Here is a 15,014-nt window from a genome sequence, read left to right as displayed (position 1 = left end):
TTACTTTTTAAAAGCGTTTAACGCATTTTTAGTGAAGTCAGAAAGCACTAATTTACCCGAAATTGCCGCTCTTTCATAAAGCAAGGCATCCCAATTTTCGGTACCTTCCCAAAGAACCTTTTTAAACTCATACAAAGCTTCTGGATTGTAAGAAGCCATTTGATTTGCAAAGACTTGCAATGCCTCATCCATCGCAGCAGTTGTATCAAATAATTGCGCATATAATTTATGATCAAAAGCCCATTGTGCAGATTTCCATTCCGTGGGTGCCAAAGTCATTTCTGCCATAGCTGACTTACCTATTTTTCTAGATACCGCGGGTTCAATTACAAAAGGACCAATACCAATAGCTATTTCAGACAATTTTATAGAAGCATTTGTTGTGGCAAAAACATAATCACAAGCAGAAGCTAAACCTACACCTCCACCCACAGCTTTCCCGTGAATTCGACCTATGATTACTTTTTTACAACAGCGCATTGCATTGATAACATTAGCAAAACCACTAAAAAAAGCTTTACCTGTATCCATGTCGTTAACTTGCAATAATTCGTCAAAGGAAGCCCCTGCACAAAAAGCCCCTTCGCCTTCACTTTTAAGAACAATGGTGGTAACCAAATCATTATGGCTTAACGCATTAATTTCATTGGTTAATGCTTGCAATTGATTACTAGGAAAAGAGTTACTTGCAGGATGCGAAAAAGTAAGTGTAGCGATTTTATTTTCAATTGTAGTTGTAATCGTTCCGTTTGTATTCATAAGAGTATTTTAAAAGCAAAAATCCCGATTAATTCGGGATTTTTGGGGTTATTATAGCGATTATTTACCTTTATTAACTTCGGCAACATATTTCTCCAATGCCATCGTCATTGAAGGAGCTCCTGGAGTTGGCGCCATGATATCTACGCGCAAACCATGCTCAAGAGCCTCTTTTTGAGTAGTACTACCGAATACAGCAATACGTGTATTGTTTTGTTTAAAATCAGGAAAATTCTTAAATAATGACTGAATCCCAGTTGGGCTAAAGAACGCCAAAACATCATAATATACATCTTTCAAATCAGAAAGATCACTCATCACGGTTCTGTAAAAAGTACCAGGAGTCCATTCTACTTTTAAATTATTAAGCGTTTGAGGCACATCTGCGTTCAACTTATCAGAAGCGGGCAATAAGAATTTTTCATCTTTATACTTCTTGAAAAGAGAAGACATATCAGCAAAATCCTTTTGACCTACATAGATTTTACGTTTTCTATAAACCACATATTTTTGTAAATAATAGGCTACAGCTTCTGATTGACAGAAATAGCGTAAATCCTCAGGAACTTTGTAACGCATTTCTTCAGCTACTCTAAAGAAATGATCTACAGCGTTTTTACTGGTAAGAATGATAGCAGTAAAATTGTTTAAATCAATTTTTTGCGCGCGAACCTCTTTAGCAGGAACCCCCTCCACATGTATAAAAGGTCTAAAATCAACCTTTATCTTGTGTTTATTTTGCAAATCAGCATAAGGAGAATTTTCCACCTTTGGTTCTGGTTGCGATACTAAAATCGTTTTCACTTTCATAGTCAAAATATTCTAAAGTATTTCCTCAATGCTTATTGTTTGGTTATGAAATAATACATAAAAAAATACGGTGCAATTTCCAGGGCGCAAATATACAAAATAAAATAAAACAACTTACCAAAGAGTAATTTTTGATAATTTCTTAACGACATAAGATATGTAACCAAATTTATTATCAAAATTGCAATCAAAACACTTAGAATCACATATTCATTCATGAAATTAGTGTAATACAAAATCATATTTACAGGAAGTAAAAGCAACCCCATATAAGTTCTATAACTTACTTTAAAGAGATTGAACTGCTCAATAAACGTCTCTGTATCAAACGAAGTAGCAATAATTTTTTCTATTAAATACTTTGAAAGCACAAAAAATGCTAAAAAAGTAGTAATCTGTATATAGGTAATCCAGTTAGTCTTAGTCGTATACCCAAAATAAGAGAGCACTAATTGAATAAAAAAAGCAAAAGAAATCATTTGCACAAAAAACAGCAAAACCGTGAACCAAGTCATTAAGTTACTCGGATCTTTATATATTTTTATGTACTTGTTATTAAAAAGTAAATTAACAAAATCGTTAAATCGTTTTTCAAAAACAGCTTTAGTAATCGTTACTAATGCAATAGCGAAAATAAAAATAAGAGTAATCCAATCTTTATTTTCAACGATTCGAGGAAGTAGCTCATAGTTCTTCATGATACAAAATTACAATTTTTTTAAGCAATTTAATTTTTTAACAATAAACTTTGATTATCAGTTTTTTTTTTTTGATTTGCGTTTAATTAATTTTAACAAACTATTACTTATGAAAAAATTTGTATTTAGTTTAATTGCTTTAGGCATGTTTACTGTAACAAGTGCTTGTAATGGAAAAGTTGAAAAACCAGTAAAAGAAGCTAAGCAACCTGTAAAAAAAGAAGTTTCTAAAGAAACTAAAAAAGAGGATGTTAAAACTGTTACATGTGCTGTTTGGTCAGGATCAACATGGATTCAGCATTCATATTCTTGTTTCTTCTGTTGGGGAGGAGCTATGAATGGATGTATAGCTGAAGCTTCTTTAGAAAACGGATTAGCTCAGTAAAAGCTTTTAAGGTTATTCCAAATTAAACATAAGGAATAACCTTATACCCATTTTTAGCAATTTTATATTATGAAAAAAATATTATTATTTTTTATATCTATCCATTTCCATATTTCTTCAAGTCAAAACATCTTAATTGAATTTCAATTCAATGTGAATTCAACATTTGAACTTGCTTCTGTATCTAAAAAATCTATCCTAAAACAAGATGATAAGTTTTCAATTTTTGAACTTAAAGATATTAGAGATGTAAGAAATTTCAAACATCATGAAAGCATAACCACATTGAAGGAACGTGACACGGTAACTATTTTTAATATTAACGATCAGGGGTTTGCATGCCTTTTCAAAGAACAATGTTACAAAGATTTCGAAAAAAACATTCAGATTGATTCAAAAATAATTGGACTCCAAAAAACTGTATTTATTGAAGACCAAATAAACTTATTCAATTGGGAATTAATTCAAGAGAGTGATACTATAATATCTGGCTACAATTGTAAAAAGGCTAAAACCAACTTTAGAGGAAGAAATTACATAGCTCACTACACTAATGAAATTGCAAATCAAGGTGGACCATGGAAGTTTGATGGTTTGCCTGGATTTATCTTATCAGTCAAGTCCTTGGATGGCTTTATTTCAATAGAACCCACTGAAATAAAAATTAATATTAATCAAAACAAACAAATTAAAAATCCTTACGAAAATAAAAAAACAATAAAGTTTGATAAACTTTATATGGAATTTCTTAATCAAGAAAGGAAGAATTTTGCTAAGGCAAAATCTAAAAACCCTTACTTAGAACAAACAAAAGCTGGGCCATTAGAGTCAATTGAAATCATTGAAGAATTACAGAAAGAAAGAATTTATGAATAATTTTTGCTTAAAATTATTATTTATACTATTCTCAACATATAATTTTGCCCAAGAACTTCATTTTGACATTAAAGATGAAATTGGGCAAAAAATTGTTTTATCCAATATACTTTTTCGAGAGAAGAACTCAAATACTATACTTGAATTTACAAAAATTAACTCAAACAATCCTACTTTTACTTTAAAAAAAGAATATAAAACCCTAATAATAGAGGTTACCTCTACAGGCTATTTTTCTGAAACAATAGAAATTGATAATCCTAAAAAAGACAAAGCCTATGATTTCAGCTTTGTTTTAAAAAAAAATACCACAAAACAGCTTCAAGAAGTTGTTATAAAAACACCAGACAGACCTTATAAAATAAAAAAAGACACCATTGTTTTTGATGTGCAAAAGTATAGAGATGGTACCGAAAGAAAAGTTGAAGACTTGATAAAAAAACTACCAGGAATAGAAGTTGATAATTCGGGAACCATAAAATACAAAGGGAAGCAGCTCGAAACTGTAACTCTTGATGGAGATAACATCTTTAACCGAAACTACAAAGTAGGAACAAAAAACATCAATGTTGATATTGTTGAACAAATAGAAGCAATTGACAACTACACAGACAATAAACTCCTAAAAGGTATAGAAAGTGAAGGAAAAGTAGCTTTAAATTTAAAATTAAAAAAAGGAAAATCAGACTATTCAGGAAGCACTGAAAACGCATTGGGATTTAACACTGATTACAATATAAATCATTATATTCATCTTTATCTTATGCAGATTTCTAAAGATGTAAAATCTTTTATTACTTTAAATTCGAATAATATTGGCAGAAGTGACTCTTACTTTTATGAAAAGAACAAAAGCACAAGTATGGATAGTAAATCTGATGAAGATTTTAAAACTATTCAGCTTATATCAAATGACTTGTTTAGTCCTAATCTTGATCCTATAAGATACAACTTAAACAACCAGTTTTTTGGCAGCTATAACAATCTGTTTAAAATAAATAAAAATATAAACTTAAAATCAAATTTTAATTTTATAAAGGATAAAATAACATCAATTCAAAAAATTTCGACTACTAATTTTCAGGAAACAGGCATCCTTGAAACTAACGATATAAATGATGCAACTAATAAACCTTTTGTTTTAACTGCCGAATTAGAACTTAAAATCAATACTACAAAAAAAACACTATTAGAAATATACAATAAACAATATTGGGAAGATACTAAATTCGAAAATAGTTACACAAAAAACAACGAACTTGGATTCCTTAATTATAATCATACTAAAAATTATTTGTCAATAAATAAATTAGTACATACCTGGAAAGTTTCAAATCATCAAGCTCTTCAAGGTAATTTATATTATACTAGTAATGAAATTCCTCAAGTATTCACTAGCAACAGCAATTCTCAACAACTAAACCAAGAAAACAAATACAAAAAAGATGTATTTCTTTTTAATTATAATTTCTTAGGAAAAGTTAAAAAACATAATTATACGTTTCAATTGGGTTCTAATTTTGAAAAAATAAATTTCAACTCTGAAAATAGTCTGAATTATATTAACAATGATTTTTTCAAAAGTAATTCAACTTACGTTTTTTCAAGGTTAAAATTAAACTTTGGAAAAGTAACTTTTATTCCTTCGGTGTTATTAACCAATTATAATTTGACACTACAAAACCAAATATCAAATCAAAAGGATGTTAATAAGAATGTATTTGAGCCTAATTTAGAACTAAATTATAAACTGGGAAAATCCACAATAGCGTTAATTTATTCCTACAATCAAAAACCTTTTAAAGAAGAAGTTATTTACTCCCAAAATGTAATAACAAATAATAGAACTTTAAATTATAATATTCCTTCTCTAGAATTCAAAGAAAGTCAATCAATAGCTTTTAACTATAGATTTACAAATTTATCTACAAATACTAGTTTATTCTTTAGTGGTTTTTACGAAAAGAGCAATGGGCAATTTTTACAAGATATCACTTTGAATAAAGAGTTCACAATTATAAAAAATCAATTCTATAATGAACAAAATACAAATCTAAATTTAAACATAAAAGCTTCAACTTTTATTGAAAAACTATACACAACTTTTACATACAATTCTTCGTTAAGCATATCAAAATACCCAAACGTTTTAAACAACTCTGATATTAGAAAAAATAGCAATGTTAATTTCAAAAACACATTTGAGTTTAGAACAGGATTTCTATCTAAAATGAATTTTGAAAACTCTTTTACAATCAATTCAATTGAATCTAAATCAGATTTTTTTCAAAATAAGTTGAATACTATTCAAAACAACTTTAAAATAAAGTATAGAATTTCAAAAAAAGTAAGCTCAAGCATAAAATCAGACATTTATTTTCTTGATTTGAAAGAAAAAAGCTACTATAATTTTGTAGATTTTGAGCTTAAATACAAAGCAAACGATAAAACAAATTTCTTTTTTTTAGGCAATAATTTATTAGATTTCAAATACTACAAGCAAAAATCAAACAATGATTTTTCGACATATTCCTCAGAGTTAAATTTAATGCCCAGATATTTTTTAGTTACAATGGAATATAATTTTTAATTGGAAATTATAAATAATTTAAGAATGACATCAATTAAAAAGTTTATTTTTGCATCACAATTTAATTACTCATGCAGGACTCCATCGTCATTATACCTACTTACAACGAAATTGAGAATATAGAAGCTATTATTAGAGCTGTTTTTGCACAATCTAAAGCATTTGACATACTCATTGTTGATGATAATTCACCCGATGGTACTGCTGATAAAGTTATGGAACTTCAAAACGAATTTCCAGGAGCACTTCATTTAGAAAAACGCCAAGGTAAAGCAGGGCTTGGTACGGCTTATGTGCATGGTTTTAAATGGGCCATCCAGCATCATTATGATTTTATTTTCGAAATGGATGCCGATTTTTCACACAACCCTAATGATTTAGAAAAACTCTATGAAGCTTGTAAAACCCAAAATGCAGGCATGAGCATTGGCTCACGTTACATCACTGGGGTAAACGTAGTGAACTGGCCACTTAACCGTGTATTACTTTCGTATTTTGCTTCGGTATATGTACGAATGATTACAGGCATGCAAATTCAAGATGCTACCGCAGGCTTTATATGCTATCAACGACAAGTATTAGAAAAAATCAACCTTGACCGATTAAAATTCACTGGATACGCTTTTCAAATTGAAATGAAATACCGAACATTTGTTAATCATTTCAAAATCGTGGAAGTTCCAATTATTTTTACCGACCGAACTAAGGGCGAATCTAAAATGAGTGGCGCCATTATTCGCGAAGCCGTTTTAGGTGTAATCATGTTGCGCATTCGTAAAATATTTAACTCTCTATAAAAAGATCATGAAAACTATTTTAATTAAAAACGCTCAGATTGTAAATGAAGGTCAAATTTTTAAAGGCGACGTTTTAATTGAAAACGAGTTTATCATTGACATAGCCTCTCATATCGAAGCCCAAGACCACTTCGAAATCATTGACGCGCAAGGCAATTATTTAATACCAGGCGCTATTGACGATCAAGTACATTTTCGCGAACCTGGTTTAACTCACAAAGGGAATATTGCTTCTGAATCTCGTGCGGCAGTTGCTGGTGGTATAACCACTTTTATGGAACAACCTAATACCGTTCCTAATGCCGTTACACAAGAATTATTAGAACAGAAATACGAAATCGCTGCACAAACTTCCTATGCTAATTATTCGTTTATGATGGGCGCAACGAATGATAATTTAGAAGAAGTTTTAAAAACCAATCCGAGAAACGTAGCCGCTATCAAAATTTTCTTAGGATCATCCACAGGTAACATGCTGGTAGACCGAGAAGAAGTATTAGAAAAAATATTTTCAAATACTAAAATGCTCATCTGTACGCATTGCGAAGACGAAGACACTATAAAAACCAACTTAGCACATTATAAAGAAAAATATGGCGATGATATCCCTATGGATTGCCATCATTTAATTAGAAGTGAGGAAGCTTGCTATATTTCTTCTTCAAAAGCAATTGCCTTAGCCAAGAAAACAGGAGCTCGCTTACATATCTTCCATCTTTCTACAGCAAAAGAAATGGAATTATTTGACAACAACATTCCTTTAGAAGAGAAGAAAATTACGGCCGAAGTTTGCGTACATCATTTATGGTTTACAGATAAAGATTATGCTGACAAAGGCACTTTAATCAAATGGAACCCAGCTGTAAAAACAGAAAACGATAAAAACGCACTTTGGGAAGCACTACTTGACGATCGTATTGATGTAATTGCTACGGATCATGCGCCACATACTTTTGAAGAAAAACAGAACCCCTATACTTCAGCACCTTCTGGAGGTCCACTAGTACAGCATAGTGTAGTAGCTATGTTTGAAGCCCATAAACAAGGAAAAATTTCTATCGAGAAGATTGTTGAAAAAATGGCTCACAATCCAGCTAAACTATTCCAAATAGACCGCAGAGGTTTTATCAAAAAAGGATATTATGCTGATTTAGCAATTATTGACACCAACAATCCTTGGACCGTAACTAAAGAAAATATTTTGTATCACTGTGGCTGGTCTCCTTTTGAAAACGTAACTTTTAATTCTAAAATTACGCACACCTTAGTTAATGGAACTTTAGTATATGAAAATGATACTGTAAAAAACATACAGACTGGCAAAAGACTAGAGTTTAACAGATAAATCAACACCCATGAAAAGACTAGCATTATTAGTGGTGATTTTCATTTTTTCATGTAAAAATGAGATTGTAGAAAAGCCTAAAAATCTTATTGACGAATCTACAATGAAAAATATTTTGTACGATTTAGCCATGTTACAAGCTATAAAAGGTCACGACATGATGCTTTTACCCAAAAATAAAATTGACCCTAAAAAATACATCTACCTAAAATACCATATTGACAGCATTCAATTAGTTAAAAGTAACAGATATTATGCCGCCGACATTTCTAATTTCAAGAAAATGTATGAAGAAATTCTAGAAAGAATAAAAATTGAAAAACAGGAAAACGAAAAAACCCTTCAAAGAAAAAACAAACAACCGAAATAACCTATCTCATTTCAAGTTGTTTATATAAGTTTCGACAGTAGTAAATTCATACCCTAATTTTCTCACTATTTCTGAAGCATCATAATTATCCATAACACAAAGAGTCTTTGCCATATTTTTGGAAAGGACTCTTTTTTTTCCAAAAACACCAAGAAACCAATCTAAACGCCATGCCAACGCCAACATCCATGAGGTTGCTTTGATTCGTGGGAGTTGAACATTCATTTTCTTTGCAATTAACGTGGTTATCTCACCGTAGGTTAAAGTTTCCGAAACTAATATATAACGTTCTCCCGCTACAGCTGCATTCATTAGTTGCATCATAGGTTGCACTACATCATTTACACTCACAAAACCTGTTCCCCCTGTGGTATAAAATGGCATTCCATTTCTAACTTTCTTGTAAATATCACCACTCCCCTCTTCCCAAAACAAGGGCCCTAAAATCACTCCAGGATTCACCACTACTACAGAAAGCCCTTCTTGATACCCACGCCAAACTTCCATTTCTGCCCCATATTTAGAAATAGCATAGTCGCTATGAGATACTTCAGGATTCCATTCTGTTTCTTCGGTGATTACCTCTTCAAAATCTTTCAAATCACCCAATGCGGCAATCGAACTGACATAACATAATTTTTCAATTTGATAATCAATACAGAAATTAACAATATTCGCCGTTCCTTCAATGTTTACCTTTCGAAGCTGTTCCTCATCCTTAGGATCAAAAGAAACCAAAGCGGCACAATGGTACACTTTTGTAACCTTTTCAAAAGCCAATTCAAGTGATGGAACATCTAGAATATCACCCATTACCCAATTTATTTTTCCAAATAAATCGCCATAGTTATAATATCTAAACACTTCTTCGACTCGCTTTTTTTTAGATTCCGAACGGTATAAAGCTTTTACTACTTTACCTTTCTTGACAAGTTCTAAAATCAAATGTGAACCGACTAATCCTGTTGCTCCTGTTACTAATATCATATTTCAAAGATAAATAAAGTTATAAAGTGACAAAGATTCAAAATGACAAAAGCATTAATACCCTGATTTCAAAATTGAAATCACTACAAAAATCAATTATCTAACACTACTCCCTCACTATTAAACACTCCTTTTCACTTTCACTAAATTCTGATTTCTAAATTCTAAATTCTAAATTGTAACAACTATCTTTGCAAAAATTTGAATACAATGAAAAACATAATTGCTGAATTACAATGGCGTGGACTGGTACACGATATGATGCCAGGAACTGAAGAACAATTGTTAAAAGAAAGCACTCCAACATATATTGGTTTTGACCCTACTTCTGATTCGTTACACATAGGAAGTTTAGTACCTATTATTTTATTAGTACACTTACGTAATTTTGGACACAAACCATTTGCTTTAGTCGGTGGCGCTACAGGAATGATAGGCGACCCTTCTGGAAAAAGCGATGAAAGAAACTTATTGGACGAAGTAACGTTAAACAAAAATGTGGAAGGCATTCAAAAAGTACTTTCTAAATTCTTAGATTTTGACGCTAGCGATGCTAATGCACCCGTGCTAGTAAACAACTACGATTGGATGAAAACTTTTTCGTTCATCGATTTTGCTCGTAACGTAGGAAAACGTATTACCGTGAACTATATGATGGCAAAGGATTCAGTAAAAAAACGTCTTTCAGGAGAGACTGGCGACGGAATGTCTTTTACGGAATTTACTTACCAATTAATTCAAGGATACGATTTTTACCATTTACATAAAACTTACGGCTGTAAGCTTCAAATGGGGGGTAGCGACCAGTGGGGAAATATCACTACAGGTACTGAACTCATCCGTCGTATGAATGTGGACACCGAAGCTGAGGGCGCAAAAGCTTATGCCTTAACTTGCCCTTTGATTACAAAAGCCGATGGTTCAAAATTTGGAAAAACAGAAGGAGGCAACATTTGGTTAACAGCTGATAAAACATCGCCTTATAAATTCTACCAATTTTGGTTGAATACTACAGATGTTGATGCAGAAAAATACATCAAAATTTTCACATTCCTAGACAAAGAAACGATTGATGCGTTGATTGAAGAACACAAACAAGCGCCTCATTTAAGAGTATTACAACGCAAGTTAGCAGAGGAAGTAACAATTTTTGTTCACAGCAAAGAGGCTTTAGATAAAGCTTTAGCTGCTTCAAATATTTTATTTGGAAATTCAACTTCAGAGGATTTAAAAGGATTAGACGGACAAACGTTTTTAGAAATTTTCGAAGGAGTTCCCCAAGCTACAATAGCAAGAACAGAGATTGAAGCTGGTATTAACATTGTGGAGGTATTAAATGCTAAAACAGGCTTCTTAAAATCAAATGGTGAAGCAAGACGCGCTTTAACCGAAAACTCTATTGCTATCAACAGAGAAAAGATTACAGAAGAATATACTGTTGAAAACAAAGACTTAATCAACAATCAATTTATATTATTGCAAAGAGGCAAAAAGAATTACTTTGTAATAAAAATCGATTAACGACATTCGTAACAGACTAAAAACCACCTCAAATGAGGTGGTTTTTTTATACTACAACCCCAGCAATCGCAATGCCTTAAATTAAATTATTCTCACAATAAGGATACAAAAAAAATATGTTATTCATCGATTTTTAAAAATAATTGAATTATATGTAAAAAAATACTTTTATATTCGCCATCTATTAACCAACCAAACAAAACTATAATGAGAACAAAATTATTCTCCTTAGCCCTATTGGCTACAGGAACTATTTTTGCTCAGGATGGCTTATGGAAGCGAACCAACAGCACTTCCAAAACCCAACTAGAAAGCAAACTACAACTACCAGCAAAAAATCTTTATGATTTAAACATTACTTTAATCAAACAAGAATTAGCTAAGTCCCCTAGTCGTACGAGCCGTATTACTTCGGCAACAATTATTTCACTTCCCAATGCTGAGGGGGCATTAGAAAAATTTAGAGTTTATGAGAACTCTACTATGGATCCAGCTTTACAAGCTAAATACCCGCAAATCAAATCTTATGTAGGTATCGGAATAGATAATCCAACGTCAACAACCTATTTCAGTGTGTCGCCACTTGGTTTAAAAGCCATGACGTTGAATCCTGACAAATCTGCTTCTTTCATTGAGCCTTATTCAAAAGACTTAAAAACTTATTCAGTCTATAAAAAAGCGGATAAAAAACAAGATTTAGATCATTTTGAATGTAATGTTATCGATAAAGTTGAACCTAAATTAGCTTCAAATTCCCATTTGAGAAATGCTGATGACGCAACGTTGAGAACGTTTAGATTAGCCATTTCAACAACGGGCGAATATACAGCACATTTCGGAGGAACAAAGGCGCAAGCGCTAGCCGCTATGAATGCTACGATGACACGTGTAAATGGGGTTTTCGAAAAAGATTTCGCAGTTCGCATGGTCATGATTGCCAATACAGACGCTGTTATTTACACAAACGCTTCTACCGACCCGTATACTACAAGTTACAATAGTCAATTACAAAGCACTTTAACTTCAGTTATTGGCGAAGCAAATTATGATGTAGGCCACTTATTCGTTAAAGCGGGCAACAACGGTAATGCAGGTTGTATTGGTTGTGTGTGTGAAAACGGTTCAAAAGGAAGTGCTTTTACTTCAAGTACTACTCCTACAGGTGACACTTTTGATATCGATTTCGTAGCTCACGAAATGGGACATCAATTTGGAGCAAATCATACATTCTCCATGAATAACGAAGGCACTGGTGTAAATATGGAACCTGGTTCGGGCTCGACCATTATGGGCTACGCTGGTATTACTTCTCAAGATGTTCAACCCAATTCTGACGCATACTTCCACGCAGCGAGCATCCAACAAGTGACTAATAATGTAAAAACAAAAGCTTGTCCTGTAAGTACAGCTACAGGCAATGCAATTCCTACAGCTAATGCGGGATTAGATTTTACAATTCCTAAAAGCACTCCATTTCTATTAACAGGCTCAGGAACTGATGCTGATGGTGATGCTTTAACCTATATTTGGGAACAATACGACAATGCTTCAAGTACTCAAACAGGGGCAAGTTCAGCGGCAAGTGCTACTAAAGCTACTGGACCTATTTTCCGTTCCTACAACCCTTCGGTATCCCCATCTAGATATTTCCCACAAATGGCATCTATCTTAACAGGAGCAACTACTACTCAAGGAACAGAAATCGCCGTAGAGGCTTTACCTTCAGTAGCTAGAACATTAAATTTCCGTTTTACAGTTCGTGATAACAGAGCTGGTGGGGCAGCTAATCGTTCAGACGATATGATTGTAACAGTAAACGGAACTGCTGGACCATTCGCTATTACCTCACAAGGAACAGCTACTTCATATGCCGGAGGCTCTTCACAAGCTATCACTTGGAATGTAGCAGGTACAACGGCTAACGGTGTAAACTGTACAAATGTTGATATTTTATGGTCAACAAATAATGGGGCTTCTTGGACAACTTTAGTTGCTGCAACTCCGAATGACGGTACTGAAAACGTAACTATTCCTAATACCTCTACTTCAACAGGTAGAATCATGGTAAAAGGAACCAACCATATTTTCTTTGATGTAAACAATGCTAACATTACCGTAACTGCTGGTTCATCTGATACGGTAGCACCTACGGCACCAACAAGTTTAGCTGCTTCAGGTACAACTCAAACCGCAACAAATTTATCTTGGACAGCTGCTACTGACAATGTAGGCGTAACAGGATATGACGTATATCAAGGAGCAACTTTATTAGGAACTACTGCTTCAACATCGTATGTTGTATCAGGTCTAACAGCTTCAACTACCTATTCTTTCACTGTAAAAGCTAAAGATGCCGCAGGAAATGTTTCAGCAGCAAGTAATGCGGTAAGCGTAACCACTTTAGCGCCAGTAGCAGACACTACTGCACCAACAGTTCCGACTGGATTAACAGCTTCAGGCACAACTACAACAAGCACCAACTTAACTTGGACAGCCTCTACAGACAATGTAGGCGTTACAGGTTATGATGTATATCAAGGAGCTACCTTAATTGGTTCAGCTACTACAACCACTTTTGCGGTGAGCGGTTTAACAGCTAATACTACCTATACTTTCGCTGTAAGAGCAAAAGATGCTGCAGGAAACGTATCAGCTAACAGCACTTCAGTAAGTGTAACCACATTAACGTCAAGCGTAACCTACTGTGCTTCTCAAGGAAACAGTACCGCAGATGAAAAAATAGGAAAAGTAGTTGTAGGTACTATTAATAATACTTCTACTGGTACGGCTGGTTATGAAAACTTCACCGCACAGTCTACTTCGGCAGCTCAAAGTTCATCACAAACTATTACAATCACTCCGTCATGGACTGCTACTACTTACGCAGAAGGTTATGCCGTATTTATCGATTATAATAAAGATGGTGATTTTGCTGATGCAGGAGAAACCGTATGGACAAAAACAGCTTCTACTACTACACCGGTAACAGGAACCTTTACTATACCAGCAACTGCAACTCTAGGAACTACAAGAATGCGTGTTTCTATGAAATACAATGGCGTACCAACGGCTTGTGAAGCATTCTCTTATGGACAAGTAGAAGATTACACTATCAATATTACAGCTTCGGGTCCTGCACCAGTAACTTACTGTACTTCACAAGGGAATAGTACTGCTGATGAAAAAATTGGAAAAGTTGTTATCGGAAGTATCAACAATACCTCAACAGGAACAGCTGGTTATGAAAACTTTACTGCACAATCAACTTCGGCTGCTAGAGGAGCTTCTCAAACAATAACTGTTACCCCTTCATGGACAGGAACAGTGTATAGCGAAGGATATGCTGTATTTATCGACTACAACCAAAATGGTGTATTTACAGATGCAGGAGAAACCGTGTGGACACTTGCTGCTAGCACAACTACACCAGTTTCAGGAACATTTACTATTCCAGCAACAGCAACTTTAGGAGCTACTAGAATGCGTGTTTCTATGAAATACAACGGAGTACCTACTTCTTGTGAAGCGTTTTCTTATGGTCAAGTAGAAGATTACACCATCAATATTACATCTACTGCTAAAGAAAGCCAAGCGATTGCTAAAGTAGACATCCAAGTATATCCAGTTCCAACAAGCGATTTCTTAAACATCGCCAATGTTTCTGACAAAGCTAGCTACCGTGTGTACAACATTATGGGACAAACCGTTTCTGAAGGAAAAATTAACAACAATATGATTAATGTAACTAATTTCAAATCGGGTAACTACATCTTAGAAGTTACTGATAATGAAACTACCGTTACGAAACGTTTTATCAGAGAATAACTTTGATAATTAACCCAACTCCAACCAAAAAGCTATCTCATTATGAGGTAG

General features: G+C 33.4%; 12 protein-coding genes. 8 read left to right on the top strand and 4 right to left on the bottom strand.

Annotation, left to right across the window (positions count from 1 at the left end):
• From ACQY29_RS05005 to ACQY29_RS04995, 3 genes are read right to left on the bottom strand one after another with little or no spacing between them, the layout of a single operon-like run.
• A complete protein-coding gene (locus ACQY29_RS05005) occupies positions 1-759 on the bottom strand; it encodes an enoyl-CoA hydratase/isomerase family protein (protein ID WP_428224148.1) in 759 nt (252 codons plus the stop codon).
• Positions 760-819: 60 nt separating this feature from the next.
• A complete protein-coding gene (locus tag ACQY29_RS05000) occupies positions 820-1,569 on the bottom strand; it encodes a uroporphyrinogen-III synthase (protein WP_428224147.1) in 750 nt (249 codons plus the stop codon).
• A 32-nt stretch (positions 1,570-1,601) separates the two neighbouring features.
• Positions 1,602-2,267, bottom strand: a complete 666-nt coding sequence (locus ACQY29_RS04995) for a DUF4271 domain-containing protein (protein ID WP_428224146.1) — start codon at positions 2,265-2,267, stop codon at positions 1,602-1,604.
• Between the two features lie 109 nt (positions 2,268-2,376).
• Between ACQY29_RS04995 and ACQY29_RS04990 the strand changes: the two genes are divergently transcribed.
• From ACQY29_RS04990 to ACQY29_RS04965, 6 genes are all read left to right on the top strand, one after another.
• Entirely contained in the window at positions 2,377-2,652 is a 276-nt protein-coding gene (locus tag ACQY29_RS04990; RefSeq protein ID WP_428224145.1) for a hypothetical protein, read from the top strand.
• Between the two features lie 69 nt (positions 2,653-2,721).
• Positions 2,722-3,528 (top strand): GLPGLI family protein, encoded by an 807-nt coding sequence (locus ACQY29_RS04985; protein WP_428224144.1) that lies wholly within the window; start codon positions 2,722-2,724, stop codon positions 3,526-3,528.
• A complete protein-coding gene (locus ACQY29_RS04980) occupies positions 3,521-6,118 on the top strand; it encodes a hypothetical protein (protein WP_428224143.1) in 2,598 nt (865 codons plus the stop codon). The genes ACQY29_RS04985 and ACQY29_RS04980 overlap by 8 nt, the downstream gene beginning before the upstream one ends.
• Before the next feature lie 71 nt (positions 6,119-6,189).
• A complete protein-coding gene (locus ACQY29_RS04975; protein ID WP_428224142.1) occupies positions 6,190-6,915 on the top strand; it encodes a polyprenol monophosphomannose synthase in 726 nt (241 codons plus the stop codon).
• Positions 6,916-6,922: 7 nt separating this feature from the next.
• Entirely contained in the window at positions 6,923-8,260 is a 1,338-nt protein-coding gene (locus tag ACQY29_RS04970; protein ID WP_428224141.1) for a dihydroorotase, read from the top strand.
• A gap of 10 nt (positions 8,261-8,270) precedes the next feature.
• Entirely contained in the window at positions 8,271-8,630 is a 360-nt protein-coding gene (locus tag ACQY29_RS04965) for a DUF4296 domain-containing protein (protein ID WP_428224140.1), read from the top strand.
• A gap of 6 nt (positions 8,631-8,636) precedes the next feature.
• Here the strand turns inward: ACQY29_RS04965 and ACQY29_RS04960 are convergent, their stop codons facing one another.
• The gene (locus tag ACQY29_RS04960; protein ID WP_428224139.1) at positions 8,637-9,617 is read right to left on the bottom strand and encodes an NAD-dependent epimerase/dehydratase family protein; all 981 of its coding nucleotides are present in this window, start codon (positions 9,615-9,617) and stop codon (positions 8,637-8,639) included.
• 210 nt (positions 9,618-9,827) lie between these two features.
• On the opposite strand from ACQY29_RS04960, the gene tyrS reads away from it, so the two are divergent.
• Positions 9,828-11,138, top strand: coding sequence for a tyrosine--tRNA ligase (gene tyrS / locus ACQY29_RS04955; RefSeq protein WP_428224138.1), 1,311 nt, complete (start codon positions 9,828-9,830; stop codon positions 11,136-11,138).
• Positions 11,139-11,345: 207 nt separating this feature from the next.
• Positions 11,346-14,963 carry a reprolysin-like metallopeptidase gene (locus tag ACQY29_RS04950; RefSeq protein WP_428224137.1) on the top strand — a complete coding sequence of 1,206 codons (3,618 nt, stop codon included), beginning with the start codon at positions 11,346-11,348 and terminating at the stop codon, positions 14,961-14,963.
• Positions 14,964-15,014: the final 51 nt, after the last annotated feature.

The sequence above is a fragment of the Flavobacterium sp. genome, assembly GCF_965262375.1.
GTDB lineage: Bacteria > Bacteroidota > Bacteroidia > Flavobacteriales > Flavobacteriaceae > Flavobacterium.
The sequence above is the reverse complement of the archived record's forward strand: the minus strand, read 5'-3'. Positions and strand labels throughout refer to the sequence as shown.

Coding starts and splice junctions, on each gene's coding strand:
- ACQY29_RS04995 (WP_428224146.1), bottom strand. CDS start 2,267: ATGAAGAACTATGAGCTACTTCCTCGAATCGTTGAAAATAAAGATTGG.
- ACQY29_RS05005 (WP_428224148.1), bottom strand. CDS start 759: ATGAATACAAACGGAACGATTACAACTACAATTGAAAATAAAATCGCT.
- ACQY29_RS04975 (WP_428224142.1), top strand. CDS start 6,190: ATGCAGGACTCCATCGTCATTATACCTACTTACAACGAAATTGAGAAT.
- ACQY29_RS04985 (WP_428224144.1), top strand. CDS start 2,722: ATGAAAAAAATATTATTATTTTTTATATCTATCCATTTCCATATTTCT.
- ACQY29_RS04950 (WP_428224137.1), top strand. CDS start 11,346: ATGAGAACAAAATTATTCTCCTTAGCCCTATTGGCTACAGGAACTATT.
- ACQY29_RS05000 (WP_428224147.1), bottom strand. CDS start 1,569: ATGAAAGTGAAAACGATTTTAGTATCGCAACCAGAACCAAAGGTGGAA.
- ACQY29_RS04970 (WP_428224141.1), top strand. CDS start 6,923: ATGAAAACTATTTTAATTAAAAACGCTCAGATTGTAAATGAAGGTCAA.
- ACQY29_RS04990 (WP_428224145.1), top strand. CDS start 2,377: ATGAAAAAATTTGTATTTAGTTTAATTGCTTTAGGCATGTTTACTGTA.
- ACQY29_RS04965 (WP_428224140.1), top strand. CDS start 8,271: ATGAAAAGACTAGCATTATTAGTGGTGATTTTCATTTTTTCATGTAAA.
- tyrS (WP_428224138.1), top strand. CDS start 9,828: ATGAAAAACATAATTGCTGAATTACAATGGCGTGGACTGGTACACGAT.
- ACQY29_RS04960 (WP_428224139.1), bottom strand. CDS start 9,617: ATGATATTAGTAACAGGAGCAACAGGATTAGTCGGTTCACATTTGATT.
- ACQY29_RS04980 (WP_428224143.1), top strand. CDS start 3,521: ATGAATAATTTTTGCTTAAAATTATTATTTATACTATTCTCAACATAT.